Source organism: Brevundimonas sp. DW-iso22 (assembly GCF_058725425.1).
In genome coordinates this window covers 140450-157247 of sequence record NZ_JBZXEB010000006.1, presented here as the reverse complement: position 1 = coordinate 157247, position 16798 = coordinate 140450, and the positions used below count along the sequence as shown (strand labels likewise).

Here is a 16798-nt window from a genome sequence, read left to right as displayed (position 1 = left end):
CGGGACGTACTGAATGACAGCCAAGGTCGAAACTGCCCTCAGGGGTCCGCAAGCCTATGATCTGGCCAGGCGGATTATCGAGGCCATGGAATCGGCAAATGTCTGGCCCAGCGCTCTGAACTTTGAACTCTGGACCCACTATCTGGCCGAGCCGGATGGTGCATTGGGCACCGAGATTGCGCGGCTGCTGGCCGCTGGCGAGCGCTTCACCGAAGCCACCGCCGACATGCTGGCCGCCGAGTACCTGCCGCGCGGTCGCCTGACGGAAGAAATCCGCGACGCCGGACGCGTGCTGGATCGCGAACTGTCCAGCGTCGCCGCCGCCATTTCCCAGGCCCATCAGACCCAGTCCGCCTACGGCAAGACCCTGGAAGGGGCCGCGACCAGCATGGAGGGTGCGGACGGTGCACCTGCTTTGCAGACCATCGTCACCAGCCTGACGACCGCGACCCGGCGTGTACAGCGCGAGAATGTAACTCTGGAGAAGAAGCTGGAGACCTCGACCAAGGAGGTGGCCAAGCTGCGCGAACATCTGGAGCAGGTGCGCCGCGACGCCATGACGGACGCCCTGACCAATCTGGCGAACCGCAAGGCCTTCGACGACCATCTGGAGGCCGCCTGCCGCCAGTCCGAAGACATGGGCACGGCCCTGACACTGGCGGTGCTCGACATCGACCACTTCAAAGCCTTCAACGACACCTGGGGCCACCAGACCGGCGATCAGGTCCTTCGCTACGTCGCCAGCGTCCTGGGCCGGGTGGCAAGGACGCCCCGCGTCGCGGCGCGCTATGGCGGCGAGGAGTTCGCCATGATCTTCCCGATGGAAAGCATGCCCCAGGTCGAAAGAGCGCTGGAGAGTATTCGCAAGGAAATCGGCTCTCGTGCCCTTCGTCGTCGCTCTACCAATGACGAACTGGGCACCGTCACCCTGTCCGCCGGCTTCGCGCACCGCCACATGGGTGAAACCGCCGTCAGCCTGCTGGAGCGCGCCGATGCAGCCCTCTATGTCTCCAAGCGCGAAGGCCGCGACCGCGTCACCTCGGCTGAACGTCTCGAACCGGCGGCCTAGCCGACGCGTCGGGTTTCGGCTCTAGTCTCCCCATGCGCAGCTTCGCCTTTGCCCTCGCCTATTGGACTTTGTCGATCAGCTACGGCCTGACGGCCGCCTTTGCGGCGCTCGCGCCAGGACGCGGCGCGACCAGCTGGATCATTCGTCGCTATGTGAAGCGCATGGTTCAGGCCATGCGGCTGCTGGCGGGGATCAAACTTCAGGTTCGCGGACGCGAACGTCTGCCCGACGGTGCCTTCATCATCGCCTCCAAACACCAGAGCTGGGGCGACGGCTTCGCCGTCTATAACCAGTTTGAGGATCTGGCCTTCGTGACCGGCGACCATCTGGAGAAGTTCCCGCTGCTGGGCACGGTCCTGCGCAAGCTGGGGGCTATCGTCGTCAACAACTGCGGGGGCCGCGAGGCGCGGGACGCCCTCAAACACCGCAGCGCCGACGCCCATGCGGCGGGCCGCAAGATCCTGATCTACCCCGAAGGCAACCTCGCGAAGGTGGGCGAGAAGTTCCGTTATCGCTCAGGTGTCTGGCACATGTACCGCGACTTCGACATGCCGGTCGTGCCTCTGGCCTCCAACCTGGGCCTGTTCTGGTCACAGGAGGATTTCAGGAAGACGCCGGGCCTGGCCACGATCGAGTTCCTGGACCCGATCCCGACCGGATTGGGCAAGGAGGAATTCCTCGCGCGTCTCGAAGCGGCGGTCGAGGGCCGAACGGCTGAACTGATCGCCGAGGCCACCGGTCGTCCGGTCATCCCTGCGGTACGGGTGCTTGCCCCTGATGAGGTCAAGAAGGCGCAAGCGGCGGCGGCCTAGGCCGCCGGGATCACCGCGCCGTCGTATTTACCGGTGATGTAGTCCTTCACCGCCTGACTGCGCAGCATGGCCGCCAGGGCCGCGATGCGCGGGTCGTTCCGATTGTCGGAGCGAGTCACCAGATAATTGATGTAGGGGCTGTCGCCGCCCTCCAGCGACAGGGCATCCGTGCGGGGCTTCAGGCCCGCATCCAGCGCATAGTTGGTGTTGATCACCGCCAGATCGGCCTGGTCCAGAATACGCGGGATGGTCGCGGCCTCGACCTCGCGGAATGTGAAGCGGCGCAGGTTGCCGGTGATGTCGCGCACGGTCTGCAACGGATTGGCGGGATCACGCAGAGTGATCAGTCCGGCGCTCTGCAGCAGCAGCAGCGATCGTCCCGTGTTCGAAGCGTCATTTGGCAGAATGATCAGCGCACCAGCTGGCACGGCCGCCAGATCACGATGCTTACGCGAATAGACGCCCAGCGGCTCCACATGCACGCCTGCCACCGTCACCAGATCGGAGCCGCGCGCGGCATTGAACTCGTCCAGATAGGGTTTGGTCTGGAAATAGTTGGCGTCCAGACGGCGCTCGGCCAGCTGGGTGTTGGGCTGCACGTAGTCGTTGAAGACCTTGATCTCGATATTGGTGCCCTGGGCGGCCAGCAGCGGCTTGATGTGCTCCAGGATTTCCGCATGCGGCACGGCAGTGGCCCCGACGACCAGCGGCGCATCAGGCCCCGCGGCCTTGTCCGCCCCCTGCCCGCACGCACTGAGCGTGAGAGCGGCGAGAGCGAGAGTCAGGAGGGAGCGACGCAGCATGGGTTTGGCCTTCTAAGCGGGATCAGCGGTGAGAAACGGCGGCGACCAGTCGGTCACCCAGCATCTGAAGACCCTGCACCAGCACGAGCAGAAGCAGGACGGTCACGACCGTGACATCGGTCTGAAAGCGTTGGTAGCCGAAACGGATGGCCAGATCCCCCAGACCCCCGGCCCCGACGACCCCCGCCATCGCCGTATAGCTCACCAGGGCGATGGCGGTGACGGTCGCGCCCGCGATCACGCCGGGCATGGCCTCGGGCAGCAGGGCCTTGGTGACAATCTGCCAGGTGGAGCCGCCCATGGCCTGGGTCGCCTCGACCACGCCCTTGTCGACCTCGCGCAGAGCCGTCTCGACCAGGCGTGCGTAGAAGGGCGCGGCCCCCACCACCAGCGGCGGAATAGCCCCGGCCACGCCCAGCGACGTTCCGACCAACAGCACCGTCACCGGCAGCATGACGATCAGCAGGATGATGAAGGGCACCGATCGCAGCACATTGACCACGAAGGACAGCAGGCCATTCAGCACCGGATTGGCCGCCAGCCGCCCCTTGCCCGACAGATACAGCAACACCCCCAGCGGAATGCCGAACACCACGGTCAGGGCCATTGCCCCGCCGAGCATCAGCAGGGTGTCGATGGTCGCACGAACGATCTCGGACCAGTCGATATTGACGAAGAAGGTTTCCATCAGGCCGCCTCCCCCACCTGTTCAACGGTGACGCCGCGTGCCGTCAGCTGGGCCACCGCCGCCTCGGCATCGCCGCCGGTGAAGGCCACGACCAGCTGACCATAGGGTTCGCCCCGGATACGGCTGATCCGGCCCGACAGGATGGAATAGTCCACGCCAACCGAGCGGGCGACGCGGCTCAGTTCGGGCTCATAGGTCGAGCCGCCCCTGAAGGTCAGCCTGGCCAGACGTCCGCCCGGTAGTAAGGTGGTGGCGTCGAACGCCTCCTCGCCCTCGGCCAGCATGGCACGGGTCGCGGCATGGCGCGGATGCAGGAAGACATCGGCGGTCGCCCCCTCCTCCACCACACGGCCGTCCTTCAGCACCGCCACCCGGTCGCAGACCCGGCGCACCACCTCCATCTGGTGGGTGATCAGAACAATGGTGAGGCCTAGGTCGCGGTTCAGCTGATCCAGCAGGGTCAGGATTTCATCCGTCGTTTCCGGATCCAGCGCACTGGTCGCCTCATCGCACAGCAGGACGCGCGGCTCACAGGCCAGTGCACGAGCGATTCCGACCCGCTGCTTCTGGCCGCCGGAGAGTTGCGCGGGATGCTTCTTGGCATGTTCGGCGAGACCGAGCTGATCCAGCAGGCTTGCGACCCGACGATCCACGTCTGCCGACGGCCGCCCCTCCAGCCGCAGCGGAAAGGCCACGTTCTCGGCGATCGTCTTGGCGTTCAGCAGGTTGAAATGCTGGAAAATCATGCCGATCCGGCGACGCGCGGCCCTAAGGTCGGCGGGCGACAGGGCCGTCATGTCCTGACCATCGACGACGACACGCCCGGCATCCGGGCGTTCCAGCAGATTGATGGTGCGGATCAGGGTCGATTTGCCCGCGCCCGACCGCCCGACCACGCCGAACACCTGACCGGTTTCGACCGTCAGATCGACCGTATCCAGCGCCATGCGCTCGCCCGCCGCGCTCTGGAAGCGCCGGGTGACCCCCTCGAGCTGGATCATCAGTCGGCTTGCTCTTCGGCTTCGATGGCCTTGACCGGAACGATGGTAACGCTCTCGCCACAGCCGCAGGCATCGGTCTGGTTCGGGTTCCGGAACACGAATTTGGACGCCAGTTTGGTGGTCTCGTAATCGATCTCTGACCCGATCAGGAACAGGATCGCCTTGGGATCGACGACAACGGTGGCGCCCTTGTCGGTCACGACCTCATCCAGCGGTCCGATCTCGTCCGCGAAGGCGAAGGTGTATTCCTGCCCCGCGCAGCCCGCATTCTTCAGCCCGACACGCAGCGCCTTGTGTCCGCCGGCCTCGGTCAAGGCGCAGACCCGCTCGGCCGCCGCTTCGGTCAGGGTGACGACGGCGGGGCGCGGACGGCGCGGACGTGTTGTGGTCTGAAGTTCGCTCATGACATCCCTCAGAACATATTCAGGGCCATCTTGGCCTCGTCGCTCATCTTCGACGCATCCCACGGCGGGTCGAAGGTCAGGTCAGCGGTGGCGGACTTGATGCCCTCGACCTTCATCACCGCCTGCTCGACCCAGATGGGCATTTCGCCGGCGACCGGACAGCCGGGCGCGGTCAGCGTCATCTCGATCCGCGCGTCGAAATCGTCGGACAGATCGACCTTGTAGATCAGGCCCAGCTCATAGATGTCGACCGGGATTTCCGGGTCGAACACCGTCTTCAGCGCCGCGATGATGTCGTCGGTCAGCCGGTCCAGTTCGGCGGGCGTGATGGCTCCGCTGGCCACGGCCGCGCCGCGTCCACCATCGTCATCCTTGCCCAGCAGGGTCGTGTCGTCACTCATGCAAAGAACTCGCGGGCCTTGATCAGGGCGTCGGCAAAGGCGTCGGCGTCCTCGGTGGTGTTATATAGGGCGAAGCTGGCGCGCGCGCTCGAGGTCAACTCAAATCGGCGCGACAAGGGTTCGGCGCAGTGCAGCCCGGCGCGGACCGCCACGCCATAGCGGTCCATGATCTGGGCGATGTCGTGGGCATGCGCGCCCTCGACCGTGAAGGTGAAGATGGCTCCCTTCCCTTCCGCTGTACCGATCTCCGTCAGCCAGTCGCGGCCTTCCAGGCGAGTGCGGACATGGGCCAGCAGAGCCTGTTCGTGCGCCGCGACCGCCGCCTCATCGAAGCCCGACAGCCAGTCCAGCGCCGCGCCCAGGCCGATGGCCTCCAGGATCGGCGGCGTCCCCGCCTCGAACCGGTGCGGGATGCCGGCATAGGTGACCGCGTCTTCGGTGACGGTCGCGATCATCTCGCCCCCGCCCTGATAGGGGGGCAGAGCCTCCAGCGCAGCGCGCTTGCCATACAGACCGCCGATGCCGGTCGGCCCAAACAGCTTGTGGCCCGTGAAGACGTAGAAATCGGCGTCCAGAGTCTGAACGTCGGGGCTGCAATGCACCGCCCCCTGGCACCCGTCGACCAGCACCAGTGCCCCCGCCGCATGGGCCAGCTCGGCGATGGCCCGCACATCGTTCACCGTGCCCAGCACGTTCGACATGTGTGTGACGGCCACCAGCCTCGTACGCGGCCCGATCAGCTCGGCCAGCGCCGGCACGTCCAAAGAGCCATCATCCAGAACCCGTGCCCATTTCAGGACCACGCCCTTGGCTTCCCGCAGCATGTGCCAGGGTACGATGTTGGCGTGATGCTCCATCTGGGTGACGACGATCTCGTCGCCCGGCTGCAACGACTGACCCAGCCCCGCCGCGACCAGATTGATCGCCTCGGTGCCGCCCTTGGTCCAGACGATCTGGTCGGCGCTCTCGGCGTTCAGGAACCGGGCGACCGTCTCGCGTGCCGCCTCGAACGCCTCGGTCGTCTCATTGGCCAAGGTGTGAAGACCGCGATGGACGTTGGCATAGCTGCCCTCCATCGCCGCCGTCATCGCCTCGATCACCGCGCGCGGCTTCTGCGCCGACGCGGCGGAGTCCAGATAGACCAGCGGCTTTCCGTTCACCGTCCGCGACAGGATCGGAAACTGCGCGCGAGCCGCATAGGGATCGAAGCGGGCTACAGTCGTGCCGTCAGCCATGACCTCACCACCTCTCTCGCATCCTCATGCGCGATGCGGTCCACGACCTCGAACAGGAAGGCTTGCGTCAGCAGCGCCCGCGCCTCGTCCGCCGGAATGCCGCGCTGCTGCATGTAGAACAGCGCGCTCTCGTCCAGATTTCCGACGGTATTGCCGTGCGCGCACTGCACGTCGTCGGCATAGATCTCCAGCTCCGGCCTGGCGTCCACCTCGGCCCGCTCACCCAGGATCAGGGCATGGTGGCCCATCCGCGCGTCCGTGCCGTCGGCGCCGCGCTCGACGACGATCTTGCCCTGAAACACGCCGCGCGCCGTGTCACGCACGACGCCCTTGGTCAATTGCGAGGTGACGCCGTTCAGGCCACCGTGGCGGACGACGCTAGTCAGGTCGGCGTGGCGCTCCCCGGACAGGGCGTAGAGACCGTCCAGCAGGACATCGGCCCCCTCGCCGCCGTGGATCAGCCGTGTCTCCTGGCGCTGCAACCGTGCCCCGCCCGTGATCGTCGTCTGGCGATAGCGACCACCCGGTGCCACGCGGACATCGATCTCGGTCAGGGAGATGGCGTCATGCGGCTCATCGACCAGGACGATACGGGTCACCTCGGCACCGCTGGCGACGTCGATGTCCAGGCGATTGTGGGCGACATAGGCCGAGCCGGAGCCCTCATGCGTTTCCAGCAGCAGCAGCCTAGCCCCCGGCCGCGCCACGACCCGGGCCGAGGCGGTATGGCCGGTTTCCGTAGCATTGGAGATGAAGCGCAGCCGCAGCGTCTGTTCGCCCGAAGCGAGGAAATCCGTCACCCCGATCGCGCGCCCGTTGCCGAACACGATCGCATCCCCGCCCAGCTCATAGAAGGGTCCGGGTGGTCCGACCGTGGTGGTCGGCGACGGTGCAGGCGCGTCGCGCAGCACCCGGCGCAGGTCGGTGTATTTCCACGCCTCGACCCGCCGCGACGGGAAGGTCGACGGGTCGGAAAGATTCAACACGCTCACGCCCTTCTCCCCTTGTGGGAGAAGGTGGCAGCCGAAGGCTGACGGATGAGGGGTCGCACAGACCTGTCGGAATGGATTTCAGACCGCCCAGCGGTCCCGCCGGTGCGACCCCTCATCCGGCCCGCTGCGCGGGCCACCTTCTCCCGCAAGGGGAGAAGGATCATCAAGCGGCCACCGGCAGGTATTTGTCGTACCCTTCCGCCTCCAGCTGATGCGCCAGTTCCGGCCCTCCGGAGGCCACGATCCGGCCAGCGGCCAGCACGTGCACCCGGTCGGGTTTGATGTAGTCCAGCAGCCGCTGATAGTGGGTGATGACCAGCATGGCGCGGTCCGGCGAACGCAGGGCGTTCACCCCCTCCGACACGATCCGCAGGGCGTCGATGTCCAGGCCTGAATCGGTCTCGTCCAGGATCAGCAGCGACGGCTCCAGCAGGGCCATCTGCAGGATCTCCATCCGCTTCTTCTCACCGCCGGAGAAGCCGACATTCAGCGGCCGCTTCAGCATGTCGAAGTCCATCTTCAGCGCGCTAGAGGCCGCCCGGACCATCTTCAGGAAGGCGGGGGCCGACACCTCGTCCTCGCCCCGCGCCCGCTTCTGGGCGTTCAGCGCCGTGCGCACAAACGTAAGCGCCGGGACGCCGGGAATCTCGATCGGATACTGGAACGACAGGAAGACACCCCTGGCCGCCCGCGCGGCGGGTTCCAGGTCCAGCAGGTCCTGCCCCTGCCACGACACGGAGCCTTCGGTCGCCTCATAGCCGGGCCGTCCCGACAGGGCATAGCCCAGCGTCGATTTCCCGGCCCCGTTCGGCCCCATGATGGCGTGCACCTCGCCCGCCGGAACGTCGAGCGTGAGGCCCTTGAGGATCGGCTTTTCGCCGACGGAGACGTGGAGATTCTGGATGGAGAGCATATTACTGGAGGTGCTTTCGGGCAGTGATATTCAAGCCGATGACTACGATGACAGCGGCTAGAAGAGCGCCACCTGTGAACCAAGGTTCAAGCGTTGATACGGCCGCGTCGTCGACAAGAGAGGTGAAGCGCAAAGCCTCAAAAATGGCGGCCGTGACAAAAAATGGCGAAAGGGTGAGCGGAAGTCCTACGATGGATAGGGCCCAGCCTTTCCAATGAATTGGCGTCCAGAAAGGACGGGCGAACCAAACTTCGTCTTCCATCACCCCACGCTCCCTTCCAGACTGATCGCCACCAGCTTCTGCGCTTCCACCGCGAACTCCATCGGCAGCTTCTGCATCACGTCCCGCACGAAGCCGTTGACCAGCAGGGCCACCGCCTCCTCCTGCGACAGCCCGCGCTGCTGGGCATAGAACAGCTGGTCGTCCGACAGGCGCGTCGTCGTCGCCTCGTGCTCCAGCTGGGCCGAGCCGTTGCGGGCCTCGATATAGGGCACGGTGTGCGAGCCGCAGTCGCCGCCGATCAGCAGACTGTCGCACTGGGTGAAATTACGCACCCCCGTCGCCTTGGGATGCACCGACACCAGGCCGCGATAGGTCGAGTCCGACTTGCCCGCCGAGACCGCCTTGGCGATGATCCGCGACTTCGAATTCTTGCCCAAGTGGATCATCTTGGTGCCGGTGTCGGCCTGCTGATGTCCGTTGGTGATGGCGATCGAATAGAATTCGCCCGAGCTCTCTTCGCCCTTGAGGATGCAGGACGGGTATTTCCAGGTCACGGCAGAACCAGTCTCGACCTGGGTCCAGCTGACCTTCGACCGGTCGCCGCGGCAGTCGGCCCGCTTGGTGACGAAGTTGTAGATGCCGCCCTTGCCCTCGGCATCGCCGGGGTACCAGTTCTGGACGGTCGAATATTTGATCTCGGCGTCGTCAAGCGCGACCAGCTCGACCACCGCCGCATGCAACTGGTTCTCGTCGCGCATCGGGGCGGTGCAGCCCTCCAGATAGGAGCAGTAGCTGCCCTTGTCGGCGATGATCAGGGTGCGCTCGAACTGGCCCGTCTGGCTCGCATTGATGCGGAAATAGGTCGACAGCTCCATCGGACAGCGCACGCCCGGCGGGATGTAGACGAACGACCCGTCCGAAAAGACCGCGCTGTTCAGGGCCGCAAAATAGTTGTCCGAGACCGGCACGACCGATCCCAGATATTTGCGCACCAGCTCAGGATGTTCGCGCAAGGCCTCGGAAATGGGCATGAAAATCACGCCGACCTTGGCCAGCTCGGCCTTGAAGGTGGTGACCACGCTGACGCTGTCGAACACGGCGTCCACCGCGTAACGCGGCGCGCCCTCGACGCCGGCCAGCACTTCCTGCTCCTTCAGCGGGATGCCCAGCTTGGCATAGATGGCCAGCAATTCCGGATCGACCTCGTCCAGCGACTTGGGTCCGTCCTTCTTCTTGGGCGCGGCGTAGTAGAACAGGTCCTGATAATCGACCGGGGTGTATTTCACCGACGACCAGGTCGGCTCTTCCATGGCCAGCCAGCGCTCATAGGCGGCCAGACGCCATTCCAGCATCCATGCTGGCTCGCCCTTCTTCTCGGAGATGAAGCGGACGATGTCGGCGTTCAGCCCACGCGGGGCATACTCCGTGTCGATGTCCGACGTGAATCCGTGCTCGTACTTCTCCAGCGCGGCGACGGCGTCGATGGTTTCCTGAACGGCTGCCATGATCTTACGCAACTTCCTTCACGCGCTGGCTCAGGCGTTCGGCCTGACGGGCGCTGTGCTTCTCATATGCGGTCACCCAGGCGTCGGCGAAGCGTGACCAATCGTCCTGCGTCGTGCCCCAGCCGCCCGAGACGCGGACCCCGCCGGTGGCCAGCGCATGCAGCCCCATGGCCGAGATCGCCTTGGACGGCTTGACCTTGCCCGACGAACAGGCGCTGCCCGCCGAGACCATGATGCCCGCCAGATCCAGCGTGATCAGCTGCTGCGGGCTGTCCCAGCCCTCGACGGCCATGAACAGGGTGTTGGGCAGGCGCCCGACCGTGCCGCCGATGACGGTGGCTCCCGCCGCCGCGACCCGCGCCTCGGCCGCATCGCGCCAGACGACATGCGCCATCGCCTGATCCAGATCACGCGCGGCACAGTCGGCGGCGGTGCCGAAGCCCGCGATGCCGGGAACATTCTCGGTCCCCGCCCGCAAACCCCGCTCCTGCCCGGCACCGTGCAGCATGCGCACGGCGGCGATGCCGTCCTTCAGCACCAAGGCTCCAACGCCCTGCGGCCCGCCCAGCTTGTGCGCCGACAGCGTCAGGGTGTCGGCATCCAGCGTCCGCATATCAACCGGCACCTTGCCCGCCGACTGGATCGCATCGACGTGAAGCCAGCCACCTGCGGCCCGCACCAACGCCGCCGCCTGCGCGATCGGCTGGATGACGCCGCTCTCGTTATTGGCATGGTGGATGGCCACGACGGCACGGCCCGGCCTTGCCAACGCATCGGCCAGCCAGACCAGATCGACCACGCCGTCCGCGTCGACCGGCAGCACCTCGACCGGCGCGCCAGACATAGCCGCTGCCTCGGCCACGCAGGGATGTTCCGTCGCCCCGACGATCAGCCGCTCGCAGCCTGCGGCCAGGGCACTCAGGATCGCCTGTGCGTTCGATTCGGTCCCGCCGGAGGAGAATACGATCGCCGTCGGATCGGCCCCGACCAGATCGGCCACCTGCGCCCGCGCCGTCTCGACCCGCGCCCGCGCCCGCCGTCCAGCGGCGTGCACCGCCGATGGATTGCCGTTGTCGGCCAGGGCCTTGGCCATGATCTCCTGAACTTCAGGACGAACCAGACCGGAGGCGTTGTAATCCAGATAGACGGGGCTCATGCGGCCACCCCGATCTCGTCTGCCCCAGTTGCGTCAATGGGTGTCCGGCGCCGCGCCCCGGTCCGGTTCATTACCACGTCTTCCAGCGACACCCCGGCCAGATAGCGATGGATCTCGTCGCCCAGATCCTCCCACAGATTGTGGGTGATGCAGCGCTCGCCCGCCATCATGCAACCCTTGGGCGAGGAATGGCCGACGCAGCGCGTGGCGCGGATGGGTTCATCGACCGCCAGGACGATTTCCGCGACCACCGTCTCATGCGGTCCCTTGGCCAGGCGATAGCCGCCACCGGGCCCCCGCACGCTGCGGACCAGCCCGCCTTTTCTCAGACGCGCGAACAGTTGTTCCAGATAACTCAATGAAATTTCTTGGCGCGTGGCGATTTCGGCCAGGGAAACAGCCCGGTCGCGGCCGTCGTCGGTCCGGCCATTCTTGGCCAGATCCGCCATGGCCATGACGGCATATCGTCCCTTGGTCGACAGTCGCATCGGACACCCGCTAAAAATCGCGCGCATTTTCGGGGTCCTGTGCTAGAACCCGCGGCTTCACAAAAGCGGCTGCGCGCCATGCGGACTTAGAAAGTCCTACCGCATCGGTCAAGTATTACGCACCTGCGAAACGACAGTTGAACACGGGAATCCGCTCCGCCCATGCCTGAAGTCATCCTGCCCGGCGCCTCTGGCCGCATCGAAGGTCGCTACTCCCCGGGCAAACGCCCCAATGCGCCGATCGCCCTGATCCTGCACCCCCACCCCAAGGCGGGCGGGCATATGAACAATCCGGTGGCGGTCACGCTGTACCAGCTGTTCGTGAAGCGCGGCTTTGCGACCCTGCGCTACAATTCGCGCGGCGTCGGCAAGTCCCAGGGCGAGTTCGACAGCGGCATCGGTGAACTGGCAGACGCGGCCACCGCTCTGGACTGGCTGCAGTCCAACAACCCCGGCGCGACCCAGACCTGGGTCGCCGGCTATCAGTTCGGGGCCTATATCGGCATGCAACTGCTGATGCGCCGTCCCGAGACGGACGGCTTCATCTCCGTGTCGCCGCCCTCGAACATGTACGACTTCAGCTTCCTGGCCCCCTGCCCCGCCTCGGGCCTGTTCCTGCACGGCACCAACGACACCGTCGTGCCGCCGGTCGAGGTCGAACGCGTGGTCAACAAGCTGCGCACCCAGAAGGGCATCGTCATCGATTATGAGCTGGAAGACGGCGCCAGCCACTTCTGGCAGGACCACGTCGATGCCGTGGACCGCCGCGTCGGCCTGTATCTGGACAAGCGCCTGGAAGAAAAGCCGGCCTGATCGGTTGGATAGTTCGGGACGGCACTCTCCAGAGTGTCCAACCGACTTGTCCAAGCTTGTGCAGTCGACCTAGTACAGCAGATGCGGCCTGCGTAACTCTTCCCACCTGCGCTCGTCCGGCTGCGCGACAGCATCCAGATCGGCCGGCGTCGATGCAGTGTCATCGACCCATTCCCGCAGCCCAGGCCCGCCGTTGATCACGTCGATCGGCAGCTTGCCGAACGCATACTCATACGGAAAATCGCGCCACAGGTCGTAGTCCGGATACAGCCGCCGGATGGCCTTGAAGCCCAGGGCCTGTACCCGCCACGGCTGAAACGCCTCATGGTCATAGGTCGGGTCGTCGACGTGGATCTGGACCCCCGAACACAGCTGGCCCACGTGTTTGTGGAAGGTCGGCTCGAACCACATGTCCCGCAGCACGCAACCCTTTAGCCAATGCGGCGCAAACGCCCGCATCTCGGCGATGACGGCGCGGGCGTCGATGTCGGGCGCGCCGAACAGCTCCAGCGGACGGGTCGTGCCCCGCCCCTCGGACAGGGTCGTCCCTTCCAGCATGACGGTGCCGGCATAGGCGCGGGCCATGGAGAGATTGGGCGCATTGGGGCTGGGGTTGATCCAGCTGCGCTGGTTCAGCGGCCAGCCATAGCCGGGGGCTTCGTCGGGTTTCCAGCCCTGCATCTCGATGACGCGATAGGCCACGTCCAGCTTGAAATGGTCGATGAACCACAGGCCCATCTCGCCCAGGGTCAGGCCGTGGCGCATCGGCATGGGCCCGGCCCCGACGAAGCTTTCCCAGCCCGGCTGCAACAGCGTGCCCTCGACGGGCCGCCCTGCCGGATTGGGCCGGTCCAGCACCCAGACCTCCTTGCCGTGCTCGGCCGCCGCCTCCAGCATGTAGAGCAGGGTCGTCACGAAGGTGTAGATGCGGCACCCCACGTCCTGCAGGTCGATCAGCACGACGTCGAACGTACTCATCATCTGGCCCGTCGGCCTGCGCACCTCGCCATACAGGCTGAAGACGGGGATGCCGTGCACCGGATCGGTCTCGTCCGGCGTCTCCATCATATTGTCCTGAAGGTCGCCTTTCATCCCGTGCTGAGGGCCGAAGGCGGCCGTCAGGCGGATGTCCGGACAGGCCATCAGTGCGTCCACCGAATGGGTCAGCTCCGCAGTCACCGACGCCGGATGCGCCACCAGGGCGACGCGCCGTCCCTTCAGAGGCGCGCGCAGGTCGGCGTCGGACAAGAGGCGGTCGATGCCGAATTTCATGGCAGTTCCAGCGTGAAAGAGTCGGGATGATGGAAATCCGGCTTGTCGGACGGATGAGCAAGCGCCCAGTAGGAGATGGTACCGTCCTTGGCCTCGACGACAGCCGACAAGCCTAGGTGAGAAGCGTCAGGCGGAAGCGGGACCGTGCCTTCCAGTGCCACCATGTCGGCGGCACAATCCAGGCCAGCGACGACCACGGCTTCCAACGCGTTCGCCATGCCCTGCCGATAGCCGTCGAATCGATAGCTGGCCCATTGGCCCGAAGGCGAGAGGTTGAACTCGTGATAGCCTTTCGGGGTCTTCACGAATGCCTCGAAACAGGTCGTCGTCCACAGTCGGTCTATACGTCCAGGTTTAACCAAAAGAGGCCACTTGATCGCATCCACATCGCCGTCGACGACATAGCGTAGCCACAAGCTGCCACCCCGCCGCTCGAAGAGAACAGTCACATCAATAGCTGGGCCGCCGACAGCCTCCGGATGCGGCAGCAAGACCGCCGTCTTCACATCCTCGTTGCCGGTTCGCGCTTCCATGACGCCGTGCTACACGCCCCCTCCTCTCCAAGCCAAGACTTGATGTTCCCATGACCGACCCCGCCTTCCAGTCCGACTTCCTCAAGACCATGCAGGCGCGGGGCTACATCCATCAGATCACCCATCCGACGGAACTGGATGCGGCGGCAAGGGCGGGCGTCGTGACCGGCTACATCGGCTTCGACGCCACCGCGCCATCTCTGCACGTCGGTCACCTGATCCAGATCATGCTGCTGCGCCGTCTTCAGCAGGCCGGCCACAAACCGATCGTCCTGATGGGCGGCGGTACGACCAAGGTTGGGGACCCCAGCTTCAAGGACACTCAGCGACCCCTGCTGACGCAGGAGCGGATTGCCGAGAACATCGCCGGCATCAAGGGCGTTTTCGAGAAATTCCTGACCTTTGGCGACGGTCCGACCGACGCCGTGATGCTCGACAACGACGAATGGCTGTCGAAACTCGGATACCTCGAATTCCTGCGTGATTACGGCACGCATTTCACGGTCAACCGCATGCTGAGCTTCGATTCGGTCAAGCTGCGGCTCGAAAGAGAGCAGCCGCTGACCTTCCTTGAGTTCAACTACATGCTGATGCAGGCGACAGACTTCCTGGAGCTGAACCGTCGCTACGGCTGCACGCTGCAGATGGGCGGCTCGGACCAGTGGGGCAATATCATCAACGGCGTCGAACTGACCCGAAAGGTCGACCAGAAAGCTGCCTTCGGCCTGACCACGCCGCTGCTGGCCACGGCCTCTGGCCAGAAGATGGGCAAGACCGTCGGCGGTGCCGTCTGGCTGAACGCCGACGCCCTGTCGCCCTATGACTACTGGCAGTACTGGCGCAATACGGAGGATGGCGACGTCGGCCGCTTCATGCGCCTGTTCACCGACCTGTCGGACGCCGAGATCGCGGGCTACGAGGCGCTGGAGGGCGCAGCGATCAACGATGCCAAAAAGGCCCTGGCGGATGCGACCACCACCATGCTGCACGGGGCGGATGAAGCCGCCAAGGCGCGGGCCGCCGCAGAGGGCGCGTTCGAGCGCGGCACCCTGTCGGCCGACCTGCCCACCGTCGAACTGCCATCGGCCGAAGTGATCGGGGCCATGATCGCCGCTGTAACAACACGCGCAGGCCTGACGGCGTCTAACGGCGAGGCACGACGCCTGGCCCAGGGCGGCGGACTGCGACTGAATGACGAGGCGATTTCCGATGGCGCGCGGCTTATCGAGTCGTCGGACATCAACGCTGACGGCGTCCTGAAACTGGCCGCCGGCAAGAAGAAGATCGTCCTCGTCCGTCCCGTCTGAAGCGAGAAATCCATGACCGACATCACCGAAGGCACCCCGGCTCCCGCATTCGACCTGCCCACCGACGGCGACGCCAATGTCTCCCTCGACGCGCTGAAGGGCCGGACGGTCGTCCTGTATTTCTACCCCAAGGCCGATACGCCGGGCTGCACCAATCAAGGCAAGGATTTCACCGCCCTGGCCCACGACCTCGCCAGCCTGGGGGCTGTGGTGATCGGCGTCTCCAAGGACCCGGTCAAGAAGCTGCAGAAGTTCAAGGCCAAGTATGACCTGAACCTCCAGCTGGCCTCTGACGAGACGGCAGGCGTGACTGAAGCCTATGGCGTCTGGGTCGAGAAGAGCATGTACGGCAAGACCTATATGGGCATCGAACGCGCGACCTTCCTGATCGACGGCGAGGGCATCGTGCGCCGCGTCTGGCGCAAGGTTTCGGTCAAGGGGCATGCCGACGAGGTCCTAAGCGCCGTCCGCGCCCTATAGGTTCGGTGAGCATTGGTCTGAACCAGTGCTTGCCACCAGACGACCGCTCGGCCTAACTGCCGCCGGGGCTTTTACACGACAGGCGGAGACAGCCATGTTCAACAAGAGCAAGTCGGACGACAACAGTTTGAACATCCCGTCGATGACGGAACGACCACCGGAGCCTTCGCGCGCGCTGGATACACCGCGCCCGGCCACGACGCCCGTCACGACGACAGCGTCCGCCCCGCGCTCGACCAATCTGTCGACCCTGTCCGCCGGGGTACGCTATGAAGGCAACATCTCCGGCGGCGGCGACGTGCAGGTCGACGGTGCGCTGAAGGGCGACGTACGTCTGGCTCGCGTCCTGATCGGCGAGAGCGGCTCGGTAGAGGGTGCCATCACCGCCGATATGATCGAGGTGCGCGGCAAGGTGAACGGTTCGATCACCGCCAAGTCGGTCCGCCTCCTGGCCACCGCCCGCGTCGAGGGCGACATTACCCAGGAACAGCTGGCCATTGAGCCGGGGGCCTGGTTCCAGGGCCGCTCCATCCAGGCCAAAAAGGAACTTCCCACTGCCGCTGCCATCGCCGAGGCCGAAGCGGCCAAGCCCGAACGCTATCAGCCGGAAACCCCCGTCGCTCCTGCCATGCCGAACGTGACCGTGGCCGCCAGCAAGCCCTCAGTGGCGCAGGCGAAGTCGGCCTAGACACCGATTTCTCCC

At 65.4% G+C, this 16798-nt stretch carries 20 protein-coding genes; 6 read left to right on the top strand and 14 right to left on the bottom strand.

The genetic code is table 11. From position 1 onward, the window contains the following. The first annotated feature begins 13 nt into the window (after positions 1–13). A complete protein-coding gene (locus tag AC4PRM_RS11405; protein WP_492039944.1) occupies positions 14–1069 on the top strand; it encodes a GGDEF domain-containing protein in 1056 nt (351 codons plus the stop codon). 32 nt (positions 1070–1101) lie between these two features. Continuing rightward, positions 1102–1881 carry a lysophospholipid acyltransferase family protein gene (locus AC4PRM_RS11400; protein WP_492039943.1) on the top strand — a complete coding sequence of 260 codons (780 nt, stop codon included), beginning with the start codon at positions 1102–1104 and terminating at the stop codon, positions 1879–1881. Here AC4PRM_RS11400 and AC4PRM_RS11395 read toward each other — a convergent pair. The 12 genes from AC4PRM_RS11395 to AC4PRM_RS11340 form a co-directional block, all read right to left on the bottom strand. Further along, positions 1878–2684 carry a MetQ/NlpA family ABC transporter substrate-binding protein gene (locus tag AC4PRM_RS11395; RefSeq protein WP_492039942.1) on the bottom strand — a complete coding sequence of 269 codons (807 nt, stop codon included), beginning with the start codon at positions 2682–2684 and terminating at the stop codon, positions 1878–1880. The two genes, AC4PRM_RS11400 and AC4PRM_RS11395, sit on opposite strands and share 4 nt — an antisense overlap. Positions 2685–2706: 22 nt before the next feature. After that, positions 2707–3372, bottom strand: coding sequence for a methionine ABC transporter permease (locus AC4PRM_RS11390; RefSeq protein WP_492039941.1), 666 nt, complete (start codon positions 3370–3372; stop codon positions 2707–2709). Further along, a complete protein-coding gene (locus AC4PRM_RS11385) occupies positions 3372–4373 on the bottom strand; it encodes a methionine ABC transporter ATP-binding protein (RefSeq protein ID WP_492039940.1) in 1002 nt (333 codons plus the stop codon). The genes AC4PRM_RS11390 and AC4PRM_RS11385 overlap by 1 nt, the downstream gene beginning before the upstream one ends. Further along, a complete protein-coding gene (locus AC4PRM_RS11380) occupies positions 4373–4777 on the bottom strand; it encodes a HesB/IscA family protein (protein WP_492039939.1) in 405 nt (134 codons plus the stop codon). The genes AC4PRM_RS11385 and AC4PRM_RS11380 overlap by 1 nt, the downstream gene beginning before the upstream one ends. An 8-nt stretch (positions 4778–4785) precedes the next feature. Next, positions 4786–5178, bottom strand: a complete 393-nt coding sequence (locus AC4PRM_RS11375) for an SUF system Fe-S cluster assembly protein (protein ID WP_373257345.1) — start codon at positions 5176–5178, stop codon at positions 4786–4788. Further along, entirely contained in the window at positions 5175–6413 is a 1239-nt protein-coding gene (locus AC4PRM_RS11370) for an aminotransferase class V-fold PLP-dependent enzyme (RefSeq protein WP_492039938.1), read from the bottom strand. The genes AC4PRM_RS11375 and AC4PRM_RS11370 overlap by 4 nt, the downstream gene beginning before the upstream one ends. After that, entirely contained in the window at positions 6392–7405 is a 1014-nt protein-coding gene (gene sufD, locus AC4PRM_RS11365; RefSeq protein WP_492039937.1) for a Fe-S cluster assembly protein SufD, read from the bottom strand. The genes AC4PRM_RS11370 and sufD overlap by 22 nt, the downstream gene beginning before the upstream one ends. A gap of 163 nt (positions 7406–7568) precedes the next feature. Beyond that, positions 7569–8318: a Fe-S cluster assembly ATPase SufC gene (gene sufC / locus AC4PRM_RS11360; protein WP_492039936.1), complete on the bottom strand. Its 750-nt coding sequence runs from the start codon at positions 8316–8318 to the stop codon at positions 7569–7571. A 1-nt stretch (position 8319) separates the two neighbouring features. Beyond that, on the bottom strand, positions 8320–8580 hold the full coding sequence (locus AC4PRM_RS11355) for a hypothetical protein (protein ID WP_492039935.1): 261 nt from the start codon (positions 8578–8580) through the stop codon (positions 8320–8322). Continuing rightward, positions 8580–10046, bottom strand: coding sequence for a Fe-S cluster assembly protein SufB (sufB, locus tag AC4PRM_RS11350; protein ID WP_492039934.1), 1467 nt, complete (start codon positions 10044–10046; stop codon positions 8580–8582). Before sufB ends, AC4PRM_RS11355 begins: the two co-directional genes overlap by 1 nt. Before the next feature lie 4 nt (positions 10047–10050). Further along, positions 10051–11202, bottom strand: coding sequence for a cysteine desulfurase family protein (locus AC4PRM_RS11345; protein ID WP_492039933.1), 1152 nt, complete (start codon positions 11200–11202; stop codon positions 10051–10053). Then, entirely contained in the window at positions 11199–11690 is a 492-nt protein-coding gene (locus AC4PRM_RS11340) for an Rrf2 family transcriptional regulator (RefSeq protein WP_487922049.1), read from the bottom strand. Before AC4PRM_RS11340 ends, AC4PRM_RS11345 begins: the two co-directional genes overlap by 4 nt. A gap of 162 nt (positions 11691–11852) precedes the next feature. Between AC4PRM_RS11340 and AC4PRM_RS11335 the strand changes: the two genes are divergently transcribed. After that, positions 11853–12503: an alpha/beta hydrolase gene (locus AC4PRM_RS11335; protein WP_373257329.1), complete on the top strand. Its 651-nt coding sequence runs from the start codon at positions 11853–11855 to the stop codon at positions 12501–12503. Between the two features lie 69 nt (positions 12504–12572). Here the strand turns inward: AC4PRM_RS11335 and AC4PRM_RS11330 are convergent, their stop codons facing one another. Both AC4PRM_RS11330 and AC4PRM_RS11325 read right to left on the bottom strand, forming a co-directional pair. Next, positions 12573–13775: an exo-beta-N-acetylmuramidase NamZ family protein gene (locus tag AC4PRM_RS11330; protein WP_492039932.1), complete on the bottom strand. Its 1203-nt coding sequence runs from the start codon at positions 13773–13775 to the stop codon at positions 12573–12575. Continuing rightward, positions 13772–14308 carry a DOMON-like domain-containing protein gene (locus AC4PRM_RS11325; RefSeq protein WP_492039931.1) on the bottom strand — a complete coding sequence of 179 codons (537 nt, stop codon included), beginning with the start codon at positions 14306–14308 and terminating at the stop codon, positions 13772–13774. The genes AC4PRM_RS11330 and AC4PRM_RS11325 overlap by 4 nt, the downstream gene beginning before the upstream one ends. Before the next feature lie 50 nt (positions 14309–14358). Between AC4PRM_RS11325 and tyrS the strand changes: the two genes are divergently transcribed. From tyrS to AC4PRM_RS11310, 3 genes are all read left to right on the top strand, one after another. Beyond that, positions 14359–15615, top strand: a complete 1257-nt coding sequence (gene tyrS, locus AC4PRM_RS11320; protein ID WP_492039930.1) for a tyrosine--tRNA ligase — start codon at positions 14359–14361, stop codon at positions 15613–15615. 12 nt (positions 15616–15627) lie between these two features. Next, entirely contained in the window at positions 15628–16095 is a 468-nt protein-coding gene (gene bcp, locus AC4PRM_RS11315; RefSeq protein ID WP_492039929.1) for a thioredoxin-dependent thiol peroxidase, read from the top strand. 94 nt (positions 16096–16189) lie between these two features. Further along, positions 16190–16783: a bactofilin family protein gene (locus tag AC4PRM_RS11310; RefSeq protein WP_373257319.1), complete on the top strand. Its 594-nt coding sequence runs from the start codon at positions 16190–16192 to the stop codon at positions 16781–16783. Positions 16784–16798: the final 15 nt, after the last annotated feature.

What these genes read in the sequence shown, in the direction of transcription:
- AC4PRM_RS11400 (WP_492039943.1), top strand. Translation starts at nt 1,102, where the DNA reads ATGCGCAGCTTCGCCTTTGCCCTCGCCTATTGGACTTTGTCGATCAGC.
- AC4PRM_RS11335 (WP_373257329.1), top strand. Translation starts at nt 11,853, where the DNA reads ATGCCTGAAGTCATCCTGCCCGGCGCCTCTGGCCGCATCGAAGGTCGC.
- AC4PRM_RS11390 (WP_492039941.1), bottom strand. Translation starts at nt 3,372, where the DNA reads ATGGAAACCTTCTTCGTCAATATCGACTGGTCCGAGATCGTTCGTGCG.
- AC4PRM_RS11375 (WP_373257345.1), bottom strand. Translation starts at nt 5,178, where the DNA reads ATGAGTGACGACACGACCCTGCTGGGCAAGGATGACGATGGTGGACGC.
- sufC (WP_492039936.1), bottom strand. Translation starts at nt 8,318, where the DNA reads ATGCTCTCCATCCAGAATCTCCACGTCTCCGTCGGCGAAAAGCCGATC.
- AC4PRM_RS11395 (WP_492039942.1), bottom strand. Translation starts at nt 2,684, where the DNA reads ATGCTGCGTCGCTCCCTCCTGACTCTCGCTCTCGCCGCTCTCACGCTC.
- AC4PRM_RS11325 (WP_492039931.1), bottom strand. Translation starts at nt 14,308, where the DNA reads ATGGAAGCGCGAACCGGCAACGAGGATGTGAAGACGGCGGTCTTGCTG.
- AC4PRM_RS11355 (WP_492039935.1), bottom strand. Translation starts at nt 8,580, where the DNA reads ATGGAAGACGAAGTTTGGTTCGCCCGTCCTTTCTGGACGCCAATTCAT.
- AC4PRM_RS11405 (WP_492039944.1), top strand. Translation starts at nt 14, where the DNA reads ATGACAGCCAAGGTCGAAACTGCCCTCAGGGGTCCGCAAGCCTATGAT.
- tyrS (WP_492039930.1), top strand. Translation starts at nt 14,359, where the DNA reads ATGACCGACCCCGCCTTCCAGTCCGACTTCCTCAAGACCATGCAGGCG.
- sufB (WP_492039934.1), bottom strand. Translation starts at nt 10,046, where the DNA reads ATGGCAGCCGTTCAGGAAACCATCGACGCCGTCGCCGCGCTGGAGAAG.
- AC4PRM_RS11380 (WP_492039939.1), bottom strand. Translation starts at nt 4,777, where the DNA reads ATGAGCGAACTTCAGACCACAACACGTCCGCGCCGTCCGCGCCCCGCC.
- AC4PRM_RS11330 (WP_492039932.1), bottom strand. Translation starts at nt 13,775, where the DNA reads ATGAAATTCGGCATCGACCGCCTCTTGTCCGACGCCGACCTGCGCGCG.
- AC4PRM_RS11310 (WP_373257319.1), top strand. Translation starts at nt 16,190, where the DNA reads ATGTTCAACAAGAGCAAGTCGGACGACAACAGTTTGAACATCCCGTCG.
- AC4PRM_RS11385 (WP_492039940.1), bottom strand. Translation starts at nt 4,373, where the DNA reads ATGATCCAGCTCGAGGGGGTCACCCGGCGCTTCCAGAGCGCGGCGGGC.
- AC4PRM_RS11345 (WP_492039933.1), bottom strand. Translation starts at nt 11,202, where the DNA reads ATGAGCCCCGTCTATCTGGATTACAACGCCTCCGGTCTGGTTCGTCCT.
- bcp (WP_492039929.1), top strand. Translation starts at nt 15,628, where the DNA reads ATGACCGACATCACCGAAGGCACCCCGGCTCCCGCATTCGACCTGCCC.
- AC4PRM_RS11340 (WP_487922049.1), bottom strand. Translation starts at nt 11,690, where the DNA reads ATGCGACTGTCGACCAAGGGACGATATGCCGTCATGGCCATGGCGGAT.
- AC4PRM_RS11370 (WP_492039938.1), bottom strand. Translation starts at nt 6,413, where the DNA reads ATGGCTGACGGCACGACTGTAGCCCGCTTCGATCCCTATGCGGCTCGC.